Raw genomic sequence first — 24,218 nt, 5'->3', positions numbered from 1 at the left:
CGATGACACGCTCTGTCGGCGAGTATGAGTTAAATCGCACCGCTTTGCGTCTCGAAGAGACCGCTGCGCGTTCGATCTGGACGACAATTCGTTCGGTTCTTTAACGCACCAATGGAACAGAGGGTTTCTGGCCCATTTTCCACGCTTGCAGTGCCTCCTCTGACGTCGTCAGGCTCTCGACGAATCTAGAGACCTCGGCATCCGTAACAAAGCTCGCCGCCGAACTCGCCGCGAGAATCGCTGCGCTTTCTTGCGGCTTTGCGATGGCAAAACCCTGTACATAGTCGACGCCGATTTCCTTCAGCGCACGCAGCGTGTCGACATCCTCGACCCATTCGGCGATGCTGCGCATACCGAGATTGCGAGCAAGCGCAACGATCGCCTCGACGATCGCGGTGTCCGCCGGATGCGCACACATCGTGCGAATAAACTCGCCGTCGATCTTCAGCGCATCCGCCGACAGATCTTTCAGGTAGCGGAACGACGTATAGCCCGCGCCGAAATCGTCGAGCGCAATCTTGCCGCCCATCTCATGCACGCGCGCGATGAAACGCTGCGTGTTCTCGAGATCGTGCAGCGCAACGCTCTCGGTGATCTCGAAGCACAGGTAGTGCACCACCGACCGGTAGCGGCTGAACAACGCGAAGATATCGTTGACGAACTGCTCGTCGTTCAGGGACCCGCCGCTCAGGTTCACGCAGATGAAACGCGTATTGGGCAGCGCGGCGCGATTCGCATCGACCCATTCGAGTACGGTGGTTAGCACCCAACGGTCGATCGCGGCGATATTGCCGGACTCTTCGGCAGCGACAACGACCTTGCCCGCCGGCAGCGTCGAACCATCCTGCGCGCGCATGCGCAACAGCACCTCGAAGTTCAACGAAGCGGTCGGCGCGCTCAGCGACATGATCGGCTGCATCACGACGAAGAGACCGGCCGGCACGCGGTTCTGGCCGAGCGATTCGACCAGCATGCGTTCCTTCGCGCGCTCCTCGAAGGCGGCCGAACCCTTGCGATACGTGACGAGCCGCGCATGCGCGACGCGCTTGGCCTCGCGGCACGCGCGATCCGCGTTCGACAGTGTGTCCTGGACGCGCGCGCCCGTCGAACATTCGACAAGCCCGATCGAGGCCTTCACCTGGAACGAGCGCCGGCCAACCCGATACGGAGCTGCACTCAACACGGTGATCAGTTCGTGGCACTGTTCAATCGCATCGTCGATCTGTGTGTTACTCATCACGCAGACGAATTCATCACCACCGATCCGGCCGACCGGATAGCGCTCTTCGAACAATGTCCGCGTGCGCACGGCGACCTGCTTCAGGACTTCATCGCCGGCACGGTGGCCGAACAGATCGTTGATCAGCTTGAAGCGGTCGAGATCGATATACGCAAGCGCCCACGGTTGCGGATCCGTCGCCTGAACGGCAATGGCCTTCTCCACGCCGCGGCGGTTAAGCGAACCGGTGAGTGGATCGTGCTCGGCGAGAAAATGCAGTTGTTCGATAGCCTTCGCGCGCTCCGTAACATCCTGCAGCGACCCCTCTATCCAGCCATTCGAATGCGTCGCCTTCAGCAGAAAACGACGCTGCCGGCCCCCCTTGCTCGCCACGCCGTCGAGTTCAAGTTCGCCGTCGCTGCCTTTGGCCGCGAGTGTCTGCAACGCATCCCACGCGCCTGGCTCAAAGTAGTCGTTCCAGCGGCGCACGCGATAATCGGCGCGACGCAGATCGAGCATCGTGCGCAGTGCAGGATTGGCGCGCACGAAATTACCATTGCCGTCGAGCGTGAAGAGACCGATCGGCGTAACCTCGTATGCGTTGCGCAACTCGATCTGCATCTGTCGCCTGCGCTCGCGCTCGGCACGCACCTGTTCGGCAATGGCAAACGCCGCCATCATGCTAGACGACAACGCAGCGACGACCGGATTCACGCCGCCGAACAATAGCTTGATGCCGAAGGCGGCACTCAGCACCTCCGAAAACGTCGAAAACAGCACGACCGCCATCGATGCGACATACCACATCACCGTGCGTGAGCGCGCTAACCAGACGAGCCGCCCAAGCAGGAAAATCAGCACGGCCATGCAGAAGCTGCCCAGCACCCATAGCACAGGGATGAAGTGCGCGTAGCTGAGCGTAAGCGATGCGACGAACAACACCAGACCGTTGTACTGGACGACGCGCAATACCCTCCGGTAGCCGACCCGCTTCAGCTCGCGCCGAAACAGCTGGCCGAACAATGCGACCGTCAACAGGTAATACACAGCGAACGTGATCTGTCGTAGCGGCTGCATCGCTTCCGGTGCGATCGTGTGACCGAGCCACTCGGTGTCCCAGCCCATCGCGTTCGCACACAATCGCAGGTTGCCGACGAGCCACGCGGCGAAGATCACGTAGGTCAGTTCGCGATTGATCAACGCGGTGACGAACACGAACACGGCGAGCGTCAACAGGCCGCCAGCGATAAGTGCAGAACTTTCTTCGAAATCGAGCGCGGACACCGCAAGACCAGACCGGTCCCACGCGAACACGTTAATGTAGGCCGGTCCCGAGAACGTGCCACGACAGAGGATCGACTCGGCACTCGTGAGCGTACCGAGTTCGACGGAAAATCCGGCTTTCACTGGACGCATCTGGCCGCTGGTAGACCTGCGGCTGGCAGTTCCAAGCGGTGTCATCGTCGAGGCAACCCAGCACGCCAACGTTTGCGCATGACGCGACGGAAATTCGATGAGCAAGGGACGCGCCGGCTGCATAGCAGGCGCATCGAAGGTAAACCAGATGGGGGATTCGGCCAGCTGCGTGCTGTAACGTCGCGTGCCGGAGGCCTGCTGCAGCAGTTTCATCGCTGCCGCGGGTATAAGGGTTGCGCGATTGTCGTGGATCGCGCGCAAAGTAAGCGGCATTGCGCCGCTCGACTCGAATCGGTGCGGTGACCACAACAGGATCAGGACGCTGGCAGCCGCAATCAGCACTGGCACAACGTAGACCGAAAATGCATATAGCAACCGGTCGATGCCCGCGCGCATATATCTTGACCGCGAAAATAGAGCCGCCGGTTCCATACGTAGTTGTCCCCTCATGCACCATGGGCGTCGCGAAGGCGATGGCGAAAACCTCAAAAATTCGCCATCGCCGTGCTGGACTAGCCAGCCTTCCGGAGTACCTCGTTCTGATCGCCTAGGCAATTTGCGAATCTCTGGGGCATCCTACCGTTTCCGCCCCGAAAGATAAATGCACAGAATTCAGATCGATATCCGGATGATAAGTTTGAAAAAAGAACGGGCATAGCGGATGCCGGACCGCTTCCCAACGCTTTTGCACGAGCGCGACCGGCTTCGCCATTACTCTGTGCGGCAAACCACCAACATGCGCCATTGGCAGAAATTGTTCCTTTGCGAAAACGTCAATAAATAACATCGCATCGTATTCGCGGTCCAGCGGCGCGCGCGCGGTAATCACCATCCAGTCGATCTGCTCTTGTTCGCTATACAGAAATAGCGCCTTGCACAGCGCGATCTTGACCATTCTTCCTATGGTACCTGCGGCCACCCCAAGCCGCGTCGCTTCCACGAGCCGACTCCCGCTCAACCACTCCGGCAACACCACCGACTGCTCAAGCGCAAGCGGCGCCATCTCGTTGCTCTGAATACGCATCGTACCGAGCGGCCCACCATCAAGTTTCGACTCAGCAAGCAGCACGACCGTACCGGGTTCGCGATCGCTATTTTCTATCGTCATTTTGTCTGCAAAATCTGGTAAATGACGACGATAAGCAATACGCCGCATTTGCACGGCTTTCTCAAGGCCGTTGTCATCGGCGACGATACGAATGGTAAAAGGCAAGCGCTCCTGTTTCAGTAAGGTCGGTTGGGCCGGAAAGTCCGGGCTATCGGCGTGTTCGCGGAGAAATTGAGTCTCTATCACCGCGGAATTAAGGCGATCCATTGTGTGGCCTCTTTTAAGTGACAAGATAGGAAAACGCCATGCCGAGACACGAAATGCGTGCAAACGGCATGACCGACCTAGCCTCTCACGAAGTCAAATTCCGGGGTGAGCGCTACCGAATTTTTCCAGGCAAATTCCGGTGGGCATACATAAAATGCGAACCCGCCGGTTCATATTTGAACGATCAGGGGGCCTAATCGGGGAAAGAGGAACACCAAAGAAACGGGCCCGTATCGCCGGTGTAGCAATGGCGATACAGGCCCGTTTCTATCTGCTGGAACCGCTGGCGCGTAGCGATGGGGCATCCGCGCCTCATCTACGCACCGCCCGGCGTACTCAGGATTCTTCAGCCCATACGATGTTTTCCCGCGCCACGAGCGTGGTCGCAGCCGACGGTCCAAAGGTACCTGCGGTATACCCGCGCGGCCGGTCGCTCGATTGCTTCCAGCCTTCGAGGATCGGATCGGCCCATGCCCAGGCCGCTTCCAGTTCGTCGCGGCGCATGAAGTGCGTGAGTCGGCCGCGCACGACGTCGATCAGAAGACGCTCGTAGGCTTCGGCGCGTCGCTCGGTGAAAGCCTGCTCGAGATCGAGATTCAGATTTACGGGCAGCATGTGCATGCCGCTACCTGGTTCTTTCGCTAGCATCTGCAACTGGATCGATTCCGCCGGCTGCAACTGGATGACGAGCCGGTTGCCGTAGTTGCGCGGACCGCTCGGGATGATCGAGAACGGCAGGTCGGCGAACTCGATGACGATCTCCGACACCTTCTTCTGCATCCGCTTGCCGGTACGTAGAAAGAACGGTACGTTCGCCCAGCGCCAGTTGTTGATATGCACACGCAGCGCAACGAAGGTTTCCGCGCGGCTATCGGCCGGCACGTTGTCTTCCTGCAGATAACCCTTCACCGGTTCGCCGCCCACCGCGCCCGCGGTGTACTGGCCACGTACCGTATCGTGCGCGATGTCTTCGGGGGTCATGCGGCGCAGCGAGCGCAGCACCTTGAGCTTTTCGTCGCGCACGGCGTCGGGATCGAGCGATACCGGCGGCTCCATGGCCACGATGCACAGCAGTTGCAGCAAGTGGTTCTGCACCATGTCGCGCAATGCGCCTGTTTCGTCGTAGAACCCCGCGCGGCTACCGACACCGACCGTTTCCGCCACCGTGATCTGCACGCTCTTGATATACGGCGCCTGCCACAGCGGACCGAAGATCGCGTTGCCGAAGCGCAGCACCATCAGGTTCTGCACTGTTTCCTTGCCGAGATAGTGGTCGATCCGGTAGATCTGCGCTTCGTTGAAATGCGTGCCGACCGAGGTATTGATCGCCTGGGCCGATGCGAGGTCCGAGCCGAGCGGCTTTTCAAGCACGACGCGCGAATGCTCGTCGACGAGCCCCGCCGACGCGAGGTGATCGCAGATCGTCGTGAACAGATTCGGCGACGTCGCGAGATAGAACACCCGCCGCACGCCGGGACGCGACACCTGAGCGAGCCGCGCATAGTCGTCGCCCGAACCCACGTCGACCTGCACGTACTCGAACAGCGCCAGAAAACGGTCCCATGCGGCTGCGTCGATGACCTTGTCGCCGACAAAAGGCTTCGAGTGCTCTTCCATGAACGACAGGTACTCGTCACGCGACCAGGGCCGGCGGCCGATGGCGAGAATACGGGTATCGGCGGGCAGATTGCCGTGCACATGCGCCATGTACAGCGCGGGCAGCAGCTTGCGGGCCGACAGATCGCCGCCGCCGCCGAAGATGATCATGTCGAGCGGAAGGTCGGGCGAAGCAGGAGCGGTCTGGGTTGTCATGGTGCGGTCGCAGCGTCGTGGTAAAGGTCGGCGCGAAAAACGGCGGTGCGGCGGCGTCTTGCCGGGCCCCGCTTTTTTCGCAAGACGCCTATGGTGCAACGTTTTGGGAATGTTTGCACAGCAGCATGCGCCACCTGAGCGACACTTTTTTGTCGATGTGAGCCGCTTTGCATGTGTCGCGGTTCAGGTCGCGGCCGGTGCCGGCTTGCTGGCTGGCCCGTGCGGCGCGGCTACGAAGGCTGTGAAGGCTGTGAGGGCTACGACCCGTGCGCCGAAGCAAGCGTGCTGCGCGCAACGCGGCAGGCAGCCAGGTCCCACGCCGCGCAGCCAACCGACTTGAAGACGACCGGCCGGTCGGCCGGGGCCGCGGATGCAGGGCGCTCCAGCGCCGCCGCGATACCCGTAACAGTATTCCAGTCGACCCCCGCCTGCAGGAAATCGCCGGCCTCGTGCTTCGCGCCGGCCAGATCGTCGACAAAGAGCGCGCTGCCCAGCACCGTGCGCGACCCGAGTTCGATCATCTCCGGCGTAAAAGCGCCAACACCGATCACCAGCCGGTCCGTGCGCGGCGCTTCGTCGTACACGGCGGTGCGACTGGTCGTCAGTGCGATCACGAGATCGACCGAGACCGGGGTTTGCGCGTCGTTGCAGGCTTCGAGGCTACGCACCTTCGTGTCATGCGCCACACAGAATGCCCTCGCCCGCTCCGGCGCGCTGCCGCGCACCCGCACATGGGCATCCGGATACAGTTCGCCGATCGCCTCCAGATGGTTCGCCGCCTGCGTGCCGGTGCCGATCAGCAGCACGTCGCGCGGCGCCGCGCGGCCGAGCGTGGCGACGCCGAGCATCGACATCGCCGCGGTGCGGCGCCCGGTCACGGTCGGGCCGTCGAGGATGAACAGCGTCTCGCCCGTATCGGCGTCGAACGCCATCACCTGACCGTGGATCGTCGGCAACGAGCGCTCGCCGTTGCGCGGGCAGACGTTGACGAGCTTGTGGATCGCGAGGTCGGGCGCGGTAGCGGGCATCGACAGCAGGATGCCGCCGTCGTTGAGCGGCACGACCAGTCGCTCGGGGCTCACGATGCGCCCGCTCGCGTAATCGCCGGTGGCGCGACGCAAGGCCTCGACGAGCGCCGCATAGGGCGTAACGCGCGCGGTTTCGGCGGCGTCGTAGATCTGCGTGGTCCTGCTGCTCATCTTGCGCTGCTCCTGTTGTCGATCGCTATCAATACGCGGCGTCGCACTCGCTCAGCGCACCAGAAAACCATAGGTCAACGGATCGCGCTCGTCGACCAGCCAGTTCGCGAAGCCGCAGATATGCGCGTCGCCCTCGATCTCGGGAATCACAGCATCGAAAGTGCCCAGCTTCGTTTCCGCCAGCACCCGGCCACGAAACACCGTGCCGATCACCGATTCGTTGACGAGCGTCGCATCGCGCGCCAGCTCGCCGCGCAGATACAGCTGGGCGACGCGGCCCGCCGTGCCCGAACCGGTCGGCGAGCGATCCACCTCGCGATCGGCGAACACGCAGCAGTTCGCCTGCGTCGAGCCCGCATGACGCGGCGCGTTATCGATGATCGTGCCGTAGATATGGTTGATCTCGGGAATCTGCGGATGCTCGACCTTGAACGCTGCGTTCGCGGCACGCTTTACTTCGGCGCCGAACTGGATCAACCGGTCGACCGCGTTTTCGCGTACTTCGAGTCCGAACGGCTTGCCCGAGGTATAGAAATAGAACGCGCCGCCGAACGCGATATCGCCGCGCACTTCGCCGAACGATGGCGTATTCACCGTGACGTCGCGCTGCCAGATGAACGACGGCACGTTGACGAAACGCACGCTGCCCACATGATCGCCGTCCCATTGCACGAACGCTTCGATAAAGCCGCACGGCGCATCGATGCCGACGCGCGTTTCCGGTTCGCTCCGCTCAACCCAGCCGAGCGCCACGGCCGTGGTGGCGAGTGCGATCACGCCGTGTCCGCAGTGGTCGCTATAGCCTTCGTTGTGGACGAAGATGATGCCGAAATCGGCGCCTTCGCTGACTGGCTCGGTCAGATAACCACCGTACATATCCGCGTGACCGCGCGGCTCGAGCATCAGCGCGCGCCGTAGATGATCCGCGTGTTCCTTGAGCCACGTGCGACGCTCGACGATGGTCTTGCCGGGGAATTTCGGCAGCCCGCTCGTCACGATCCGGAACGGCTCGCCGCCGGTGTGCACCTCGACCGTACTGATGACGCGATCCAGTTTCATGTTGTTGCGCGCCCTCGTTGTGCAGCCCCGACATCCTTCACCCCGACCATCCTGTTCTCCTCGATGCTGTTTTATACTGGCCCAAAATCTAGACCACATTGGATTTCGCATCAACCAGTTTCAAAATAATCGCAGCGATCTGGTTTGAAAGCAGATCAGCTGCGTCGAGCTGTTTCCCCGCAATCCTCGAATCCTGGCGATATGGTCACGACAACTTTCGCATCCGAGAGCGCGTTTCGCCCGAAGCAGATCTACGAACAGGTGTCGGAGCGGATCCGCGCCGACATCCGCGGCGGCCAGTTCGCGCCGGAAACGCGGCTGCCGTCCGAGCGCGAACTGGCCGCGCGGTTCGGCGTTGGCCGGCCGGCGGTGCGCGAAGCGATCGGCGCGCTGCAGAACGAAGGGCTCGTGCTCACGCGGCGCAACTCCGGTACCTATGTTTGCGCGGATGCGCTGCAACGCCTTTCGGCCGTACCGCCTGATGACATGGCGCCGGCGGCGGACCCCGACTTCAGCCCGAGTTCGACGCTCGACGTGCGGCTAATCCTCGAGCCGGCCATCGCCCGGCGTGCCGCTGCGCACGGGCGACGCGATCCGCTCGCCGAGCACTATCTCGCGCAGATGGATTCGATCGTCGATGTGACGGATGCGGAGCAGCGGGCGCTGTGGAACGATAGCGACCGGCTGTTTCATCGCCAGCTTGCGGTGATGACCGGCGATGCGTTACTCGTGAAGATTGCCGATGAAGTCGCGAAGACGATGGATCAGCCGTTGTGGAAGCGGCTCAAGGACGATGGGATCGATGACCCGGCGCGCATCCGGCTTTATGTGTCGGAGCATCGGTTGATTTATGAGGCGATTGTCGGTGGGGATGGGGATGCGGCGGCGTTTTATGTCGAGCAGCACATCATGCGGGTACGGCGGGATATAACGCCGAAGTAACGCGGCGCTGTGCTTACTCAGCGCGAGTCAACACAATCCCCCGACTCGCATAAAACCTCGCCATCACATCAAACGGCAGATAAGCATCCTGCTGATACGGCGCAACGCCCGACGGATTATGAAACCACACACCGTCACGATCGCGCCCGTGCAGCAGGATCAGATGACCGCCGCGCCTGCTGTTCTCTCGGTCGGGATAACGAACCTCCGGGCTCACCGAAACGATGACCAGCGTCTCGCTATCGATCCGCGCGGCAATATCCTCGATCGCGATATCCGTCAACACATCCGCCTGCAAACCGAAATCAGCGGCTACCCAGTTCGCGAACGGCCGATAGATCAATCCATCGACACCGCCGTCGTCACGCATCCGGTAAACGTCATGGCGTAACGCGTCGTCGAGCAGCGCCGCGCGCGGCGCATGCGCGATGCGCCAGAAGTCCAGCGCCGATTCAAGACAGGTCAGTCCGCACAGACGTTTCGCCCAGAACCGGTAGCGCTCGGGATCGACGAAACCGCTGCGCATCCACGCCGGATCGGCGCAAGGATCGGCGCCGTCTTCGACGATGGCACGGACCCATTCGGGACTGCCCCACTGCGTGTAATACGGCACGCCGGCATGGCGAAGTTCGGTGTCGTGCATCACAGCATGCTCCGCGGACGCTGCGTCGTACCATCCGCAAAACGCCGCAGCCGGAACGCCGCAAGATCGAGCGAAGGCTGCCCGTCATCGATCCACTCGGCCAACAAACGCCCGACAATCGGCCCCATCGCGAAACCATGACCGCAAAAACCGGTCGCCACCAGCAACCCGTCTATCTGCGACGGCGCATCGATCACCGGAATCCCATCCGGCAGCACATCGATCAACCCACCCCATGCTTCCACCACCTGCGCATCCTTCAACGCAGGGAACAGCGCGCGCAATTTGTGCAGCGCACGCGGAGCATGAGCGCGGTTCGGTTGCGGCTGCGGATCGCGCGGTTGCAGCACGCGTTCGCGAGCAGGCACGACGCCAGGTATGCGGTCGCGCAGATCGCGCAGGAACGCATCGTTCAGATGAAAACTAAATGAATCGCGCTGCGTCCACAGTTCGGGCAGGAACCAGCTGAGCGCACGCAGATGGCCGAGCGTCATATCGACGTCGACCTGCATCTCGTCGGCCAGATTGATCGTGCCGTTCGCCCGCTGGCGAATGCCGACGCCGCCGCCCCAGAACGCGGTTGCTGTGACGGGCGGCAACGCGTTGGTGCGCATGCAGGTGCCGCGCACCGTTTGCTGCGGCAGTGCAATGCCGAGTGTCGCGAGCAATTGCCAGCTACTCGCGCCGGCCGCACAGACGAAGTGGCGTGTGCGGATCGTGCCGCGCTCGGTGACGACGCCGGCAATCGCTCCACCGGCACGCTCGATAGCGAGCACGCCGCAGCCTTCGAAAAACCGCGCGCCCGCTTCAATCGCGCGGGCAGCGAACGCCGGCGCCACGCGCCGCGGCTCGGCCTGGCCGTCGCTCGGCGTGTAGAGCGCGCCGAGTGCCGTACCCTGCATGCCGCTCACATGCGCATCGATCTGCGCGCGATCCAGCGTGCGCGTGTCGAGCCCGTACTGACGCGCAACGTCGATCCATTGCTGGAACGAGGCCCAATCGCTTTCGTCGGTGGCGGCGTAGAGGCAACCGCCCTGACGCCATTCGAGATCGAAGTTCAGCTCCGTTTCGAGCTGCGCCCACATGCCGATGCTGGCCATCATCAGCGGCACTTCGGCCGCTTCGCGACCCTGCTGCCGCACGAAGCCCCATGCACGCGTCGACTGCTGTCCGGCGATGCGCGACTTGTCGAGCACAACCGCCTTCAGGCCGCGCCGCGCGAGATAATACGCGGCGGCGCAACCCATGATGCCGGCCCCGGCGATCACGACGTCCGCGGCGTCGGGAAACGGTTCGTCGGCGGGTGTTAGTGTGGCGTGCAGCGGATAGGTGGTCGTCATCGGATGGGTGTAGTGGGCGAGATGCGCGTTGAGTCGAAACCCGGGCAGCGCGGTAGAAACACCCGCTGCGCCCGTGCCGCAGCATCTTCGCAGGCTCGTCCGCCGGCTGCAATCCCGCGGCACCCGCCTGCGCCGGACCGCACGCCCGTGCACAACGCCTGGCCGAGGTCGGCTTGCGGCGCCGCGCTTCACATAAAAGCAGCAACGGGGCATTTTTTTGCGGTACATTTGCTGTCCCCAGGACGTCCGACAGGCGTCCCAGGTATTGCATCGCGCCGTCTCGAACGGCTCATCGGCTATCCAATTTACATCGGCGGGCATTTTTCGCAGCATGGCCAACGAAGCAACTTCACCCGACTCCCTCGCGGTCGCCGAACGCGTCCGCGAGCTGATGAGCCGGCACGGCATCGGTAAGCGTCAGCAGACTACCGAGCTGTGCCGGATTCTCGATCTGAGCTTCTCCCAGGGGCACCGCAAACTGCGCGGCAACAGCCCGTGGACGCTCTCGCAGATCAAGAAAGTGGCCGAAGTGTACGGCGAGCCTGCCGCGCAACTGTTCGGCGCGCAATCGCTCGACCCCGGCATGGTCGGCGCCATCGCGCAAGAAGCGGTGTTCTCGGTCGGCGCAATCGACATGTCGTGTACCGCATGGGTCGGTGCGGCGCTTGAGCCGGGCAGCCGGCCAGAATTCGTTGCCTATTCGAAGCTCGGCCAGTGGCGCGTGGTCCGGCACGACGGCGCGCTCTATCAGAACGCCTACGAAGTCCACAAGATCGAGATCTATCCGCGCCGCGCGGAAACCGACAAGCCGCTGATCGCCGTCGTCGACGACGATCACTCATCCGCCGACAACCTGCGCGATTATCTCGAACGTAGTGGTTTCGCCGCGCTCGCCCTCTACGGTCTCACCGCGTTTACCGAAGCGTTGCAGACCCAGGTGTTCGACGGCATCGTGATCGACTGGCTGTTCGGCAGCCAGACTTCCGCCGCCGCGATCCGCGCCGTGCGCGCCTCCGAAAACCCCGATGCGCCAATCCTCGTGCTGACCGGCGAACTGCTCACGGGCAAGGCAAGCGAATCGGAGATCAGCGCGGTGATCCGCACCTACGACGTCGCGTGCTACGAGAAGCCCGCACGCATGGCGATTCTGGTCGCCGATCTGTCGAAGCGGCTCAACCGCGCATGACGTCGGGCCGCATGCGCGTGGTCAGCGCACGCTGTACCGCTTCGCGCAACACTTCGTAGTGCACCGGCTTCGCCAGGCAATCGAAAAACGCAGTGGTTTCGTCCGACGGTTGCTCGGGCGCATAAGCGCTGACCACGATCACCGGCGCGCCCGCGGCCGGTCCGCTGCGCGCGGTGAACTCTTCGATGAACGCGTAGCCGTCGCGCCCCGGCATGTGCAGATCGAGCAGCACGACGTCGCAGTGATGCGTGTCGAGCCAGCCGATCGCATCGTCGGCACCGCCCAGTGCGGCCGCATCGCAGCCCATGTGTTCGACCATTTCGCGCAGCGACTCGCGCACCAGTTCGTTGTCGTCGACGATCAGCACGCGCGGTCGTGCGCCGTCGTCCGGCGCGGGTGTTGCGGCCGGCGGCGGCGCGGCCAGTTCCACCAGCCCGACCGGGATCGAAATCGTGAACGTCGTGCCTTCGCCAAGCCGGCTTTCGATCTCCAGCTGACCGCCGAACAGATCGACCAGCCCCTGCACGATCGCGAGCCCCATGCCCGCCCCTTCGAAGCGGCGCGAGCGCGATGAATCGAGCTGCGTGAACTCCTTGAAGATCAACGGAATCTGCGCGTGCGGTACACCCGGACCGGTGTCGCGTACCACGATTGACAGTACGGCGGGCACGTGTGCCGCATCGAGTGCGAAACGCACGTTCACCGTGCCCTTCTCCGTGTAGCGGATCGCATTCGTGACGAGGTTGTTGACGATCTGCCGGATGCGGTGCGGATCCGAATCGACGCGCGCAGCCACGCCGTGTGCATCGCCGTCGAGCTTCAGTCGCCTGGCAAGCGCCGCCACATGGTGTTCATCGATGATCGACGCCAGCAGTTCGCGCGGATCGAACTGTTCGTGCCGCAATTCGAGCTTGCCGGCGCCGAGTCGCGCGTAATCGGTCAGGTCTTTCATCTGCGCTTCGAGATGGCGCGCCGCCGTCTCGAGCCGCCGGATGATCTTGCTGTCGCTATCCGAATGAAAGTTAAAGCCGAGCAGTTCCACCGACGAGACGATCGCATGCAGCGGCGTGCGCAGTTCGTGGCTGATCATGCCGAGGAAGGTGTCTTTCGCGAGACTCGCTTCGCGTGCCGCACGACTTGCCTGGTGCTCGGCTTCGAGCGCCGCGTGCTGCTGACGGATCAGGTTCGTACGCCGCCGGCCGTTCAACACCAGCAGCGCTGTCGAGGCCGTCGACAGCAACATCAACACGAGGCCCGCCGCGAACAGCAAGCGCCGTTTCTCGATGAAGTCGCGATTGAGCGCCTCTCGATCCGCGATGTCGGCGAAGCGCCGGCTCAGCGCGAGGTCGTTTACCTCCATCCAGTGCGCGCGCAGCACTGCGATGATCTGCGCCGCGCGAACCGGATCATGCTGTAGTGCATCGACATCGGGGCTGATGGAGTTCAGCACGGCATCGAGGCTGTCGAGTTCGCCCTGCTGTCGCTGTGCGAGCGCTTTCTGGTTGCCCAGCATGCGTGTCGAGACGGTCACCACACCGACCTTCGACTGCACGACCTGCAAACGCAACTGGATCTTCGAGTAGTCGCTGTCGACCCCCGCCTTGTAGAGCAGCAACTGGTTCTCGAGTCGCCCATAGGCGATCTGCAACTGCGCCGCGTCCCAGTAGAAGCTGTCGTAGGTGGTGGTGAGCTGCTGGGTGACACGCGGGTTGAGCAGGTTCGCGTACAGCAGATAGCCGACCGCCGCGATCGGCGCTGCAAGCGCCGCGAGCCAGACGATGATGTAGAGCGGACGTCGCAGCGGGCGCCGGATTACTTGATGATGAACGACTTGATCTGCCATATGAACTTCGAGTCTGCGGAAACGTTCATCAGTTCGCCGGGGAACGCGTCGCGCGGATAAACCAGAAACAGCGGGCCGTAATCGCTGACCTTCAGGCGCGTACCGTTCATCGCATACGCGACGATCACGCCGTAGTGCGCGGCGTCGGACACCGGAATCGTGTACGAATAGTCATCGTACGAATGAAACTCGATCTCGGTCCCGGTTGCGCCGACAGTCTTCAGGATGTCGCTGAGCAGCGGGCCCGTGAAGGTCGACTTCGGCGTCCACGTGGTGGTGGTCGAAATCGCATGCACAGGCAACGCCAGCAGCGCGGCTTCGGTGAAATGGAACACCTTGTGCGTGGGGTCGTTGGTGTTGCGGATCTTGCCGCTCACGTCCAGCGAGAGCGGCGCAGCCTGCGCGGACGTCCAGGCTGCGAACGCGAAGACGATCCAGAGTGCCTGCCACCAGCCTTTCCTGTTGTGCATCAAAACCACCCCTTTGTCACATCGATATGGCTGTATACGCCGGCGTCGCATCGTTGCGCACGAGCGTGGTCGAGCGGCCGTCCGGCCTGATACGGCCCCCGCGCGTGCGTTCGCGGCCCGATTCCGTCGGTCCGGCGCAGATCCGCCGAACCGCATGCATAATATCGTCATTCCGAATACGTCTCAAAAACGCGGCCCCGCCGTCGGCGGCGCGCTTCAGCCTCACGCCCTGTGACTCATGAACCGACCCGTCCTTCCTCTGACGTACGAACAGCTCGATCACTGGATCGAATCGCTGCAGCCCGAACTGGCAGCGGAAAAATTCACGGCAGCCATCGGCATCCTGCGTGGCGGCGCACCGCTCGCCCTGATGGCGTCGCATGTCGGCGGAATCCCGGTCGCGTTTCTGCGCTGTGACCGGCGCTCGCGCCACGTAACGTGGGACTCGACGCTGCCGGTACCGCCGCACGGCTCGAAGGTGCTGCTATGCGAAGACATCGCGGGGCGCGGCTTCACGCTGATCGACTGCATTGCGTTTCTCGAACAGCACGGCCTCGTGGTGAAGACGCTGACCGGCACGTTCGATGAAGAGAGCCGCATCCGCCCCGATTACGGGCTCGACGCGACCGGTTACTTCTCGTTGTTTCCGTGGGAACGCCTTGTGTCGTCGGAACGTCATCGCGACGACTGGCCAGGCGCCGACGACCAGGCGGACATCGATCCCGCCGATCCGGCAAGCGACAATCAACAGCACGCGACCTACGCGATCGATCTGGACGGCATCCTGCTGCCCGACGTACCGCCCGCCCATTACGAAGCCGACCTCGCCGCCGCGCTGAACGAACGCGACGCGCTGTCGCCTTATGAGGCGCTGCCGGGTATCGATCTGACGCGGATCCGCGCGATCGTAACAGGAAGGCCGCTCTTCGATCGCGAGCGCACGGTTGCGTGGCTCGAGCGTCACGGCTTCGGTCATCTCGAACTGGTGATGCGAACGCCCGACGCGCACGATGGAACGCCGGCCGGCACTGCCGCACACAAAGCCGCAGCGGCGCTGCGCCATGGGGTGACGCATTTCATCGAAAGCGATCCGGCGCAGGCGCTGCTGATCGCGCGCGAGGCGCCGCTGTTGCGCGTGGTCTGGTGGGACGCGACGACGCGCACCGGCACGCTCGCCAGTGCATCGTCGTGGGGCTGACCGGCAAGTTGAAAGGCGGATTTAAAAGCGGCTAGAACCCGTACGACCGCACAGCGTCATTCGTCAGCGCGCAGATGCGCCGCAGCGCGTTTCGATGCGACCACGATCAGCTTCATCGTCGCGCGCGTCGCCCCGACAAACAGCTTGCGCGCAATGCGCTCGTCGAACGCATCGAAGTCGACCTCGGTGAGAATCACGCACGGCGCGGACTGCCCCTTGAAGCGGTAGATCGATTCGAGCAGCACCTCGCCCTCGCGATACTCCGGGCTGCCGAACAGATCGTACTTGCCGGTAAAGCTGCGCAGCCGGTGCGGCCCAAGCTGGTCGAGCTCCGTCAACACCGAACCTTCACGTCCGCGAAACGACAGCACGGCGATGTCCTGGCGACGAAACCCGAGTGCCAGCGCCTGGGTAATCGCGCGCTTGGTCGCTTCGAAGCAGCCTTCGGTAGCGTTCGCGTCGTCGTAGGTCGATATCGACACGTCCGAGCCGTCGAACGGACTGCCCGACGCCAGTGTCGCGGCGAACGGCACCGACGCACCGACGATGTCGCGCACGTAGTCGAGGATGTCGCGCGGGCTGCGGTAGTTCGTCGTCTCCTTCAGTACGGTCCAGCCCGGCAGCTCGACGGGCGGTCGCATGTAGAGATTCTGCAGCGGATCTTCGAGCCACCACCATGCGGCGCCCGACGCGAGCAGCCGTTCGAGCGCGCTCACCCACGGTTGCTGGAAATCCTGACCCTCGTCGACGATCAGCACGTCGTATTGCCAGCGCGCATCGATCGGTGTCTGCACGAACGTTGCTTCGAGTTGCCGGAAGATGTCCGCGGCCTGGAAATCGGGCGTGCGGCCCGCGTCGCGCGCGATCCAGTCGCATAGCTGGTGATAGTTCGCGACCTTTGCTTCCGCGGGAGCCACCCGCGCGATGTGATCGGCGAGCGGCCGGTTGAAGCACACATACAACGGCCGCTGGCCGCGCGCGACGGCATCCTTCATCACCTGCACCGCGAGCTGTGTCTTGCCCGAGCCGGCCGTGCCGATCACGCGCAAGCGGAACGGCGTGAATTCGAGGCGGCGCGCCCACGTGGCAAGCCCACCGGCAAGGCGCGTGACGAGCGTACCGGCCTGGCCGACCAGTGCGCTTGCGTCGGGGGTCAACGCGAGTTCGTCGGCGAGAAAATGATGGAGTTTCGCGGCGCATGGCAAACGCGGTTCATCGGCGGGCAGCGCATCGAGAATGACAGACACGAGCCGGTCCTTGCGTGTCGCATCGACGATGCGCGCCGGGTTCACACCGGCGATCGCCGCCTCTTTGACCACATGATCGGGGCAATACAGCAGCTCTTCGATGAAATAAGTGCCCGCGCCGAACGCCGCGGTAAAACGTCGATGCAGCCCTTCGATCGTCCGCGCCAGTCCGATCGCGACATTGCGCTCGGTTTTCAGATGCACCTTCACGAGCCCCTTCGGCGTTTCGCGCAGAAAGCCGGTGCGCTGCTCGACGATCATCGTGCGCCCCGCCGGACTCACGATCACGAAGTCCGCTTCGCCGAACACCGAGAAGCCTTCGTTGAGCCGAGTCCAGTGCACGCCGTGATAGACGGTGTAATCGGCGGGTAATGCATCCGCAAACAACGCGAGGGTTTCGCGCTCGCGTGCGGCGGCGCCGGTGGCGGCGAGATGCATCCAGTCGTCGGGAACAATACGGGCCATGCTGTGCCTCATCACGTTCGGGTGCGCACATTGTACGCAACGTGTGCTACGCGACGCGACCGCGCAGGTTATGCGGGCGGCCGCGCCGACGGCACACTTGCAGTGCGTGTGAGCCCGTCGCGCAGCGGCAGTTTTTTCATCGCCCAATGCGACGCGCCGTCATCGTGTATCGTTAGCGACTGAACGCCGCGCCAGGTGCGCGGCTTGCCAAATACTGAAACGGAGATTGACCGGATGATCACACTCTGGGGACGCGCCAACTCGGTGAATGTCCAGAAACTTCTGTGGTGCTGCGACGAACTCGCACTGCCGTACGAACGCATCGACGCCGGCCTGCAATACGGCCGCAACAACGAACCCGATTACCTCTCGATGAATCCCACAGGCCGCGTGCCGACGCTTGTCGACGGCGACTTCGTGCTGTGGGAATCCAACTCGATCCTGCGTTACCTGGTCATGCAGTACGCGCCGTCGAGCTTTCTGTACCCTGTCGAACCGCGGGCACGCGCGAGCGTCGACCGCTGGCTCGACTGGTCGCTGTCCACACTGCAACCGGCTGAACGCCCGGTGTTCTGGGCGCTCGTGCGCACACCCGCTGCCGAGCGCGACACGACAAAGCTCGCCGCCGATCTGCTGAGCGTCGGCGCGCTGTGGAAGCTGCTCGATACGCATCTGCAAGGGCGCTTCTTTATCGAAGGCGAGCACTGCACGCTCGCGGACATCGTGCTGGGCTCGTATGCGAAGCGCTGGTTCGGACTCGACGGTGTCGAGCGCCCGCTGCTGCCGAATCTCGAGCGCTGGTACTCGCGTCTCGGCACGCGCACCGGCTTCAAGAAGTACGTCGACCTTCCCTTGACCTGACCCACGCCGGCGCAACCATATGACAATCACGCTACATGCATGGGGCACGCCGAATGGCCGCAAGGTCACGGTTGCGCTCGAAGAAATGGGGCTGCCTTACACGATCAAGTCGGTGAACATCGGCCGCGGCGACCAGTTCGAGCCGGAGTTCCTGCGCATCAGCCCGAACAACAAGATCCCCGCAATCGTCGATACGGACGGTCCCGACGGACAACCGATCAGCGTGTTCGAATCGGGTGCGGTGCTGCTCTATCTTGGCGAAAAAACCGGCCAGTTCCTGCCGAAACCGCTGCGCGAACGCGTGCCGGTGCTCGAATGGCTGATGTGGCAGATGGGCGGCTTCGGTCCGATCCCGGGACAGGTTCATCATTTCGCCGCGCTCGAATCGGAAACCGACCGGCGCTATGGCTTGCAGCGTTATTCGGAAGAAACGCGACGGCTCTATGGCGTGCTCGACCGGCGTCTCGCACAGGTGGAATTCGTTGCGGGGGATTTGTCGGTGGCGGACTTCGCGATTCTCGGCTGGGCGTGGCGCCACGAACGCCACCTGGTCGATCTCGCCGATTATCCGCACGTGCAGCGCTGGTACGAGACGCTGTTTGCGCGGCCGGGCGTACAGCGCGGCTTTGCGGTTCAGTTCGAGTGACGGCAGCCGCTCGCGATGCCGCTTATAATCACGCGATGAAGAACGCCAAGCCCGCTCCGGCAGCCAGAAAACCGGCTGCCGCACCGCACGACCATCACGACGATAGCGCCCACACGCATGCCGGTTCGCAGGAAAGCGCGCTCGCGCTCGCGGACGAATATTGCCGCGAACGCGGTGAAAAACTGACGCCGATTCGTCGCAAGGTACTGGAGTTGTTGCTGGAATCGGGCCGCGCGACCAAGGCGTATTCGTTACTCGACGACATGCGCCAGATCCATCCGGGCTCGGCGCCGCCTACGGTATATCGGGCGCTCGATTTCCTGCTTTCCGCGGGGCTCGTCCACCGGATCGAATCGATCAACGCATTCACTGTCTGCCACGATCTGACGCAATGTCAGCACGGCATCCTCGTCGTGTGCCAGCAATGCGGCGACGTCACCGAGCTGCATCAACCGAAGCTGCGTCAGGCACTCGTCGCGCAGATCGAAGACGCCGGTTACCGGCTCGCTGGCGATGAAATCGAATTGAAGGGCCTGTGCGCCGCGTGCGAAGCAGCACAGCATTCCGAGAAGGTTGCGAGCGCTACCGGCAGGTAAGCGAGCAGATAAGCGCCGATTGTGCCCGGCTCAGTGCATGCCCGCCGCACGCGCATCGATCGCATCGTGCAGCAGCGTGACGAGTTCGTCTGGCTGTGCCGGCTTCATCATGAAATGCTGGAAGCCTTCGCCGATGCTGCGCAACCGGTAGCTGTCGTCGGTGTGGCCAGTCAGCGCCACGGCAACCGACGGCGCATGATCGCCGCGAATCTCGTGATCGCGTAGCCGCTGGATCAGATAGAAGCCGTCCATGGTGGGCAGGTCGAGGTCGCAGATCACCGCATCGGGCAATTCGCGTACAGCCGCTTCGACACCCTCTTCCGCGTCCGCTACCGCCACGACGCGTGCACCTTCCGATTCGAGCAACATGGTCAACGACGCCCGGCTATGCGGGTCGTCTTCTACCAGGACGATGGTTGCCTGATCGAGTCTCAAGACTGCGTTCATTTTGCGTATTTATTGCGTTGTTGCTGTAAAGCCGTTAAGAACCGGTAAGGCATGCGCATCGCATCGCTACTGCTCGCCTGCTCGCGACGCGTCTGTCGCATCTGACAATCGGACCCGCTGACGCGCGCCAAGTTGCAATTGTGGCACGCCTCGCAGACTAGACGGCCAGCAAGGCACCGAAATGAAAAACGGCGCCGCCGGCGCCGTCTCTCTCGCAGCCAGCGCCCATGAAGCCTATCCGTTGCCCGCCACCGCTTCCGCATAGCCGAGTTGCACGGAAATCGCACGACCGGCCTCTTTCAGTAACGCGACGTAATGCGCCTTCGTATCGGCGCCACAGCGCATGCTCGGAAACGATACCGACAAACCTGCAATCACATGGCCGAAACGGTCGAACACCGGTACGGCAATGCATTGCAGGCCGTCTTCCTGCTCTTCGTTGTCCTCGCCGTAGCCCTGCTCGCGTACGCGCGGCAGGATGCTCAGCACGGCATCCGCGGAACCGAGCGTTTTCTGCGTCGATTTGCGGAACTCGATGGTAGATAGCACGTGGCGTGCCTCATCCGGCTCCATCCATGCCAGCAGCACCTTGCCGATCGCGGTGCTGTAGAGCGGATTGCGCCGGCCGATGCGCGATTGCATGCGCAGGTCGTAATCGGCATCGATCTTGTGGATGTAGACGATGCTGTTCTCGTCGAAAGCACCGAGATGCACGGCTTCACGCGTGAGCCGCGAAATATGCCGCATCTGCACATCGGCTTCGCGCACGAGATCGACGCTTTGTAATGACTTCGCGCCGAGTTCAAACAATTTGATCGTTAGACGATAGCGGTCGGTATCTTCTTCCTGGGCGACATAGCCGAGTGCTTTTAGCGTCTGCAGGAAACGGTGCACGGTGCTCTTCGACATCACGAGCCGCTGCGACAGCTCGCTGATGCCGATCTGGTTGTTTTCGCCAAGCGCCTGCAGGATCGCAAACACCTTGTTGACCGCCGCCACCGATTCGACGCGCTCCGCCCCGCCGCCGTCCGCGATCAGATCGGCGGAATCGGCGAGCGCGATGTCGTCCGCTTTCGTTTTTCTTGCCGCCGCTCTTGCTGCATCTCGCATAGTCACTATCCGTTCTTGCCCGACTTCAGGCCGTCAGCATAACGCGATTAATTTCTGGCCGGCATAACGCCGGGCGCCGTTTAGCGCGCGAGCCATCCGCCGTCTACCGCTAGCGTGTGCCCATGCATATAGTCCGACGCCGCGGAAGCGAGAAACACAATCGGTCCTGCGAGGTCGTCCGGCGTGCCCCAACGCCCTGCCGGAATACGCGACACGATCTCGTCGTTACGCTGCGCGTCGTCGCGCAACGGTTCGGTGTTGCGCGTCGCCATGTAGCCTGGCGCGATCGCGTTGACGTTGATGCCGCGCGCGGCCCACTCGTTGGCGAGCAGCCGCGTGAGGCCGAGTACGCCGCTTTTCGCAGCCGTGTACGAAGGCACGCGAATACCGCCTTGAAACGACAGCATCGACGCGATGTTGATGATCTTGCCGCCGCTTTGTTGCGCGACGAACTGACGCGCGACCGCCTGCGAAAGAAAGAACACCGTTTTCAGATTCACGTCGATTACCGCGTCCCAGTCCGCTTCGGTGAAATCGAGCGCATCGTTGCGGCGGATCGTCCCGGCGTTGTTCACGAGTATGTCGATCTTGCCGAACGCAGCGACGGCTTCCTGCACGATGCGCTCGACCGGTTCCAGTGTCGCGAGGTTCGCCTGTACGTCGATACAGCGGCGACCGAGATCGCGCACGATGCCTGGTGTGTCGCCCGGCCCGCTGTGATGCACACCGACGATATCGCAGCCGGCCGCCGCGAGCGCCTGTGCCATGCCCGCACCGAGCCCGGTATTGCTGCCCGTGACGAGCGCCACCTTGCCGGTCAGATCGAACAGCCGCGCGGCCAGCGGATTTACGCCCACGTCCGGGCGCTCAGCGCAGATCGGCGACGGCGACATGATCCATGTCCTTGAACACGAGGTTTTCGCCGACCATGCCCCAGATGAACGTATAGGCCCGCGTACCGACACCCGAATGGATCGACCAGCTCGGCGAAATCACCGCCTGCTCGTTATGCACGAGGATGTGCCGCGTTTCGTGCGGCTCGCCCATCATGTGGAAGACCGCCGCGTCGTCGGCGAGGTTGAAGTAAAAGTAGACCTCCATGCGGCGCTCATGCGTGTGGCACGGCATCGTGTTCCACAGGTTGCCTTCTTCGAGCTTCGTCATGCCCATCGAGAGCTGACAGGTCTGCAGCACCTCCGGCACGATGAACTTGTAGATGGTGCGGCGGTTGCTTGTCTTCGGATCGCCGAGCGTTTCCGGCGACGCTTCGGCCAGCGTGATGCGGCGCGTCGGATAAGCGGTGTGCGCCGGCGCGCAGTTCAGGTAGAACCGTGCAGGCCGCACGACATCGACGCTGCCGAACGTCACCGACTGCGTGCCCTGGCCGATATACAGCGCCTCTTCGTTGCCGACGTCGTGGCGCTTGCCGTCCACTTCGATCCAGCCCGCGCCGCCGATATTGATCGCACCCAGTTCGCGCCGCTCGAGCAGATAGTTCACGCCGATCGCCTTGCCGAGCGACGCCGATATCTCGACGGGCCGCGTGACCGGCAGCGCACCGCCGACGATGATCCGGTCGATATGGCTGTAGGTCAGTTTCAGCGCGTTCTCTTCGAATACGCTTTCGACGAGGAACTGCTTGCGCAATCCCGCGGTATCGAGCGTACGGGCGTGCTCGCTGTGGATGCTTTGCCGGACGTCCATGGTTGTCTCCGTGATGAAGGTTCGAGGCCGCCGTGGGAGGCGTGCGACCGTCCATGCGGCGCATTAAAACATAGATTGTTTAATTTCGGAACGACGGTCCGGATTTTGTAATGGTGGCCGCTTCATATTTCATTACGCATCGACTTCGCCCGGTTTACGTAGGTGTAAACGATAGCCACAAAATCCGAAACGCCGTTCCACGTCAATGCTAAATTGCGATCCAGGCGCTGACCGCCGCGCGCTCGCAGAAGCGCGTGCCCAGCGCCGCACAACCACACCATCAAGACATAAACCGATCGGGCGCAGGCTCGTGGAGGAGCAATCCGCATGAACATCAAGAGGTCCATCGACCGCATACCGGGCGGCCTGATGCTGGTTCCGTTGCTGCTCGGCGCATGCGTGCACACGTTCGCGCCGCATGCCGGCAAAACGCTCGGCTCGTTCACCAACGCGCTGATCACCGGCACGCTGCCCATCCTCGCGGTCTGGTTCTTCTGCATGGGCGCCAGCATCAGCCTGAAGGCGACGCCGGTCGTGCTGCGCAAGAGCGGCGTGCTGGTGTTGACGAAGGTCGCGACGGCCGCACTCGGCGGTGTGATTGCCTCGCACTTCCTGCCGCCCGGCGGCATCACGTCGGGTTTTCTCACGGGGCTGTCGGCGCTCACCGTGATCTGCGTGATGAACGAGACCAACGGCGGTCTCTACATGGCGCTGATGCAGCAGTACGGTACGAAAGAAGAAGCCGGCGCGTTCTGTCTGATGTCGCTCGAATCGGGGCCGTTCATGACGATGGTCACGCTCGGCATTGCGGGGCTCGCGAGCTTTCCGTATGCGACGCTGTTCGGTGCGTTGCTGCCGTTTTTGATCGGCTTCGCGCTCGGCAATCTCGATCGAGAACTGCGGCAGTTCTTCAGCCAGGCCGTGCCGGTGATGGTGCCGTTCTTTGCGTTCGCGCTCGGCAATAATCTCGACTTCGCTGTGATCCTGAACACCGGTCTGCTGGGCGTGCTGATCGGCGTCTGCGTGATTCTTGTCACCGGGACCACGCTCGTGCTCGCCGACATCTTTCTCGCGAAAGGTAACGGGACCGCCGGGATTGGCGCGTCGTCGACGGCCGGCGCGGCCGTAGCGGTGCCGCAGATCATCGCGGGGATCGAGCCGCGCTATGCCGCGGTGGCGCCTGCCGCGACGGCGCTCGTGGCGACCTCGGTGGTCATCACCGCGCTGCTCACGCCGATCCTCACCTCGCTGTGGTCGCGCCGCTGGGGCACGCTGTCGCCGAAGCATCGCGCGGCAGCGGCATTGTCCGGCGGCGGCGCTGCGCTCGATACAGGACTGGATGGTCCGCTCGAAGCGCGTTCGAACGCGCACTGATCCTGCTTTGCCGGCAACTCATGTCGGCAACTTAGGCCGGCCCCCATACCGGCGCCATATTGCAGCGCTATCATGAGCGCTCGCCCTGCCCGCTGACGCGGGCGGGTTCCGCGACGGCGGGCCAAG

The 24,218-nt window shown here is 63.0% G+C and carries 21 protein-coding genes; 7 read left to right on the top strand and 14 right to left on the bottom strand.

All coding sequences use genetic code 11. The annotated features are described in order from the left end of the window. Positions 1–100 precede the first annotated feature (100 nt). From FNZ07_RS10035 to lhpH, 5 genes are all read right to left on the bottom strand, one after another. Positions 101–2,908 carry a putative bifunctional diguanylate cyclase/phosphodiesterase gene (locus FNZ07_RS10035; RefSeq protein WP_322788661.1) on the bottom strand — a complete coding sequence of 936 codons (2,808 nt, stop codon included), beginning with the start codon at positions 2,906–2,908 and terminating at the stop codon, positions 101–103. A gap of 274 nt (positions 2,909–3,182) precedes the next feature. Next, positions 3,183–3,950, bottom strand: a complete 768-nt coding sequence (locus FNZ07_RS10030; RefSeq protein WP_091017914.1) for an N-acyl amino acid synthase FeeM domain-containing protein — start codon at positions 3,948–3,950, stop codon at positions 3,183–3,185. Positions 3,951–4,286: 336 nt separating this feature from the next. Further along, a complete protein-coding gene (gene zwf / locus FNZ07_RS10025; RefSeq protein ID WP_091017913.1) occupies positions 4,287–5,762 on the bottom strand; it encodes a glucose-6-phosphate dehydrogenase in 1,476 nt (491 codons plus the stop codon). A 257-nt stretch (positions 5,763–6,019) separates the two neighbouring features. Beyond that, positions 6,020–6,961 carry a bifunctional Delta(1)-pyrroline-2-carboxylate/Delta(1)-piperideine-2-carboxylate reductase gene (gene lhpI, locus FNZ07_RS10020; protein ID WP_091017911.1) on the bottom strand — a complete coding sequence of 314 codons (942 nt, stop codon included), beginning with the start codon at positions 6,959–6,961 and terminating at the stop codon, positions 6,020–6,022. Positions 6,962–7,012: 51 nt separating this feature from the next. Beyond that, on the bottom strand, positions 7,013–8,020 hold the full coding sequence (lhpH, locus tag FNZ07_RS10015) for a trans-3-hydroxy-L-proline dehydratase (RefSeq protein WP_091017908.1): 1,008 nt from the start codon (positions 8,018–8,020) through the stop codon (positions 7,013–7,015). A gap of 201 nt (positions 8,021–8,221) precedes the next feature. Between lhpH and FNZ07_RS10010 the strand changes: the two genes are divergently transcribed. Next, positions 8,222–8,962 carry a FadR/GntR family transcriptional regulator gene (locus tag FNZ07_RS10010; protein ID WP_091017906.1) on the top strand — a complete coding sequence of 247 codons (741 nt, stop codon included), beginning with the start codon at positions 8,222–8,224 and terminating at the stop codon, positions 8,960–8,962. Positions 8,963–8,975: 13 nt separating this feature from the next. Here FNZ07_RS10010 and FNZ07_RS10005 read toward each other — a convergent pair whose 3' ends face one another. Further along, entirely contained in the window at positions 8,976–9,605 is a 630-nt protein-coding gene (locus FNZ07_RS10005) for a C39 family peptidase (protein WP_091017904.1), read from the bottom strand. Beyond that, positions 9,605–10,945: an NAD(P)/FAD-dependent oxidoreductase gene (locus tag FNZ07_RS10000; RefSeq protein WP_091017901.1), complete on the bottom strand. Its 1,341-nt coding sequence runs from the start codon at positions 10,943–10,945 to the stop codon at positions 9,605–9,607. The genes FNZ07_RS10005 and FNZ07_RS10000 overlap by 1 nt, the downstream gene beginning before the upstream one ends. Before the next feature lie 331 nt (positions 10,946–11,276). On the opposite strand from FNZ07_RS10000, the gene FNZ07_RS09995 reads away from it, so the two are divergent. After that, positions 11,277–12,131 (top strand): helix-turn-helix domain-containing protein, encoded by an 855-nt coding sequence (locus tag FNZ07_RS09995; RefSeq protein ID WP_091018211.1) that lies wholly within the window; start codon positions 11,277–11,279, stop codon positions 12,129–12,131. On the opposite strand, the gene FNZ07_RS09990 is transcribed toward FNZ07_RS09995, so the two are convergent. Together FNZ07_RS09990 and FNZ07_RS09985 are read right to left on the bottom strand one after the other, a co-directional pair. Then, positions 12,118–13,974 (bottom strand): ATP-binding response regulator, encoded by a 1,857-nt coding sequence (locus FNZ07_RS09990; RefSeq protein ID WP_091017898.1) that lies wholly within the window; start codon positions 13,972–13,974, stop codon positions 12,118–12,120. The two genes, FNZ07_RS09995 and FNZ07_RS09990, sit on opposite strands and share 14 nt — an antisense overlap. Beyond that, positions 13,944–14,444 (bottom strand): putative pterin-binding protein, encoded by a 501-nt coding sequence (locus FNZ07_RS09985; protein WP_091017895.1) that lies wholly within the window; start codon positions 14,442–14,444, stop codon positions 13,944–13,946. Before FNZ07_RS09985 ends, FNZ07_RS09990 begins: the two co-directional genes overlap by 31 nt. 238 nt (positions 14,445–14,682) lie before the next feature. Between FNZ07_RS09985 and FNZ07_RS09980 the strand changes: the two genes are divergently transcribed. After that, entirely contained in the window at positions 14,683–15,642 is a 960-nt protein-coding gene (locus FNZ07_RS09980) for a phosphoribosyltransferase (RefSeq protein ID WP_091017891.1), read from the top strand. Positions 15,643–15,698: 56 nt separating this feature from the next. Here the strand turns inward: FNZ07_RS09980 and FNZ07_RS09975 are convergent, their stop codons facing one another. Next, entirely contained in the window at positions 15,699–17,354 is a 1,656-nt protein-coding gene (locus FNZ07_RS09975) for an ATP-binding domain-containing protein (protein ID WP_091017889.1), read from the bottom strand. Between the two features lie 234 nt (positions 17,355–17,588). Here FNZ07_RS09975 and FNZ07_RS09970 point away from each other — a divergent pair, with 234 nt between their 5' ends. From FNZ07_RS09970 to FNZ07_RS09960, 3 genes are read left to right on the top strand one after another with little or no spacing between them, the layout of a single operon-like run. Continuing rightward, a complete protein-coding gene (locus tag FNZ07_RS09970; RefSeq protein ID WP_091017888.1) occupies positions 17,589–18,215 on the top strand; it encodes a glutathione S-transferase family protein in 627 nt (208 codons plus the stop codon). Positions 18,216–18,234: 19 nt separating this feature from the next. Further along, positions 18,235–18,861, top strand: a complete 627-nt coding sequence (locus FNZ07_RS09965) for a glutathione S-transferase N-terminal domain-containing protein (protein WP_091017886.1) — start codon at positions 18,235–18,237, stop codon at positions 18,859–18,861. Between the two features lie 35 nt (positions 18,862–18,896). Next, a complete protein-coding gene (locus FNZ07_RS09960) occupies positions 18,897–19,457 on the top strand; it encodes a Fur family transcriptional regulator (protein WP_091017884.1) in 561 nt (186 codons plus the stop codon). A gap of 30 nt (positions 19,458–19,487) precedes the next feature. Here the strand turns inward: FNZ07_RS09960 and FNZ07_RS09955 are convergent, their stop codons facing one another. The 4 genes from FNZ07_RS09955 to kduI all read right to left on the bottom strand — a co-directional run bounded on the left by FNZ07_RS09955 (position 19,488) and on the right by kduI (position 22,718). After that, positions 19,488–19,904 (bottom strand): response regulator, encoded by a 417-nt coding sequence (locus tag FNZ07_RS09955; RefSeq protein ID WP_091017882.1) that lies wholly within the window; start codon positions 19,902–19,904, stop codon positions 19,488–19,490. 234 nt (positions 19,905–20,138) lie between these two features. Continuing rightward, positions 20,139–21,014, bottom strand: coding sequence for a DNA-binding transcriptional regulator KdgR (gene kdgR / locus FNZ07_RS09950; protein ID WP_091017880.1), 876 nt, complete (start codon positions 21,012–21,014; stop codon positions 20,139–20,141). Positions 21,015–21,094: 80 nt separating this feature from the next. Beyond that, positions 21,095–21,907 (bottom strand): 2-dehydro-3-deoxy-D-gluconate 5-dehydrogenase KduD, encoded by an 813-nt coding sequence (gene kduD, locus FNZ07_RS09945; RefSeq protein ID WP_091017878.1) that lies wholly within the window; start codon positions 21,905–21,907, stop codon positions 21,095–21,097. Then, positions 21,882–22,718: a 5-dehydro-4-deoxy-D-glucuronate isomerase gene (kduI, locus tag FNZ07_RS09940; RefSeq protein ID WP_091017877.1), complete on the bottom strand. Its 837-nt coding sequence runs from the start codon at positions 22,716–22,718 to the stop codon at positions 21,882–21,884. Before kduI ends, kduD begins: the two co-directional genes overlap by 26 nt. Before the next feature lie 327 nt (positions 22,719–23,045). Between kduI and kdgT the strand changes: the two genes are divergently transcribed. Continuing rightward, on the top strand, positions 23,046–24,092 hold the full coding sequence (gene kdgT / locus FNZ07_RS09935; protein WP_091017874.1) for a 2-keto-3-deoxygluconate transporter: 1,047 nt from the start codon (positions 23,046–23,048) through the stop codon (positions 24,090–24,092). The last annotated feature ends 126 nt before the right edge of the window (positions 24,093–24,218 follow it).

Origin of the sequence: Paraburkholderia megapolitana, from assembly GCF_007556815.1 — a bacterium.
Lineage (GTDB): Bacteria > Pseudomonadota > Gammaproteobacteria > Burkholderiales > Burkholderiaceae > Paraburkholderia > Paraburkholderia megapolitana.
Note: the sequence above shows the minus strand (reverse complement) of the source record. Positions and strands in the feature narration are given on the sequence as shown.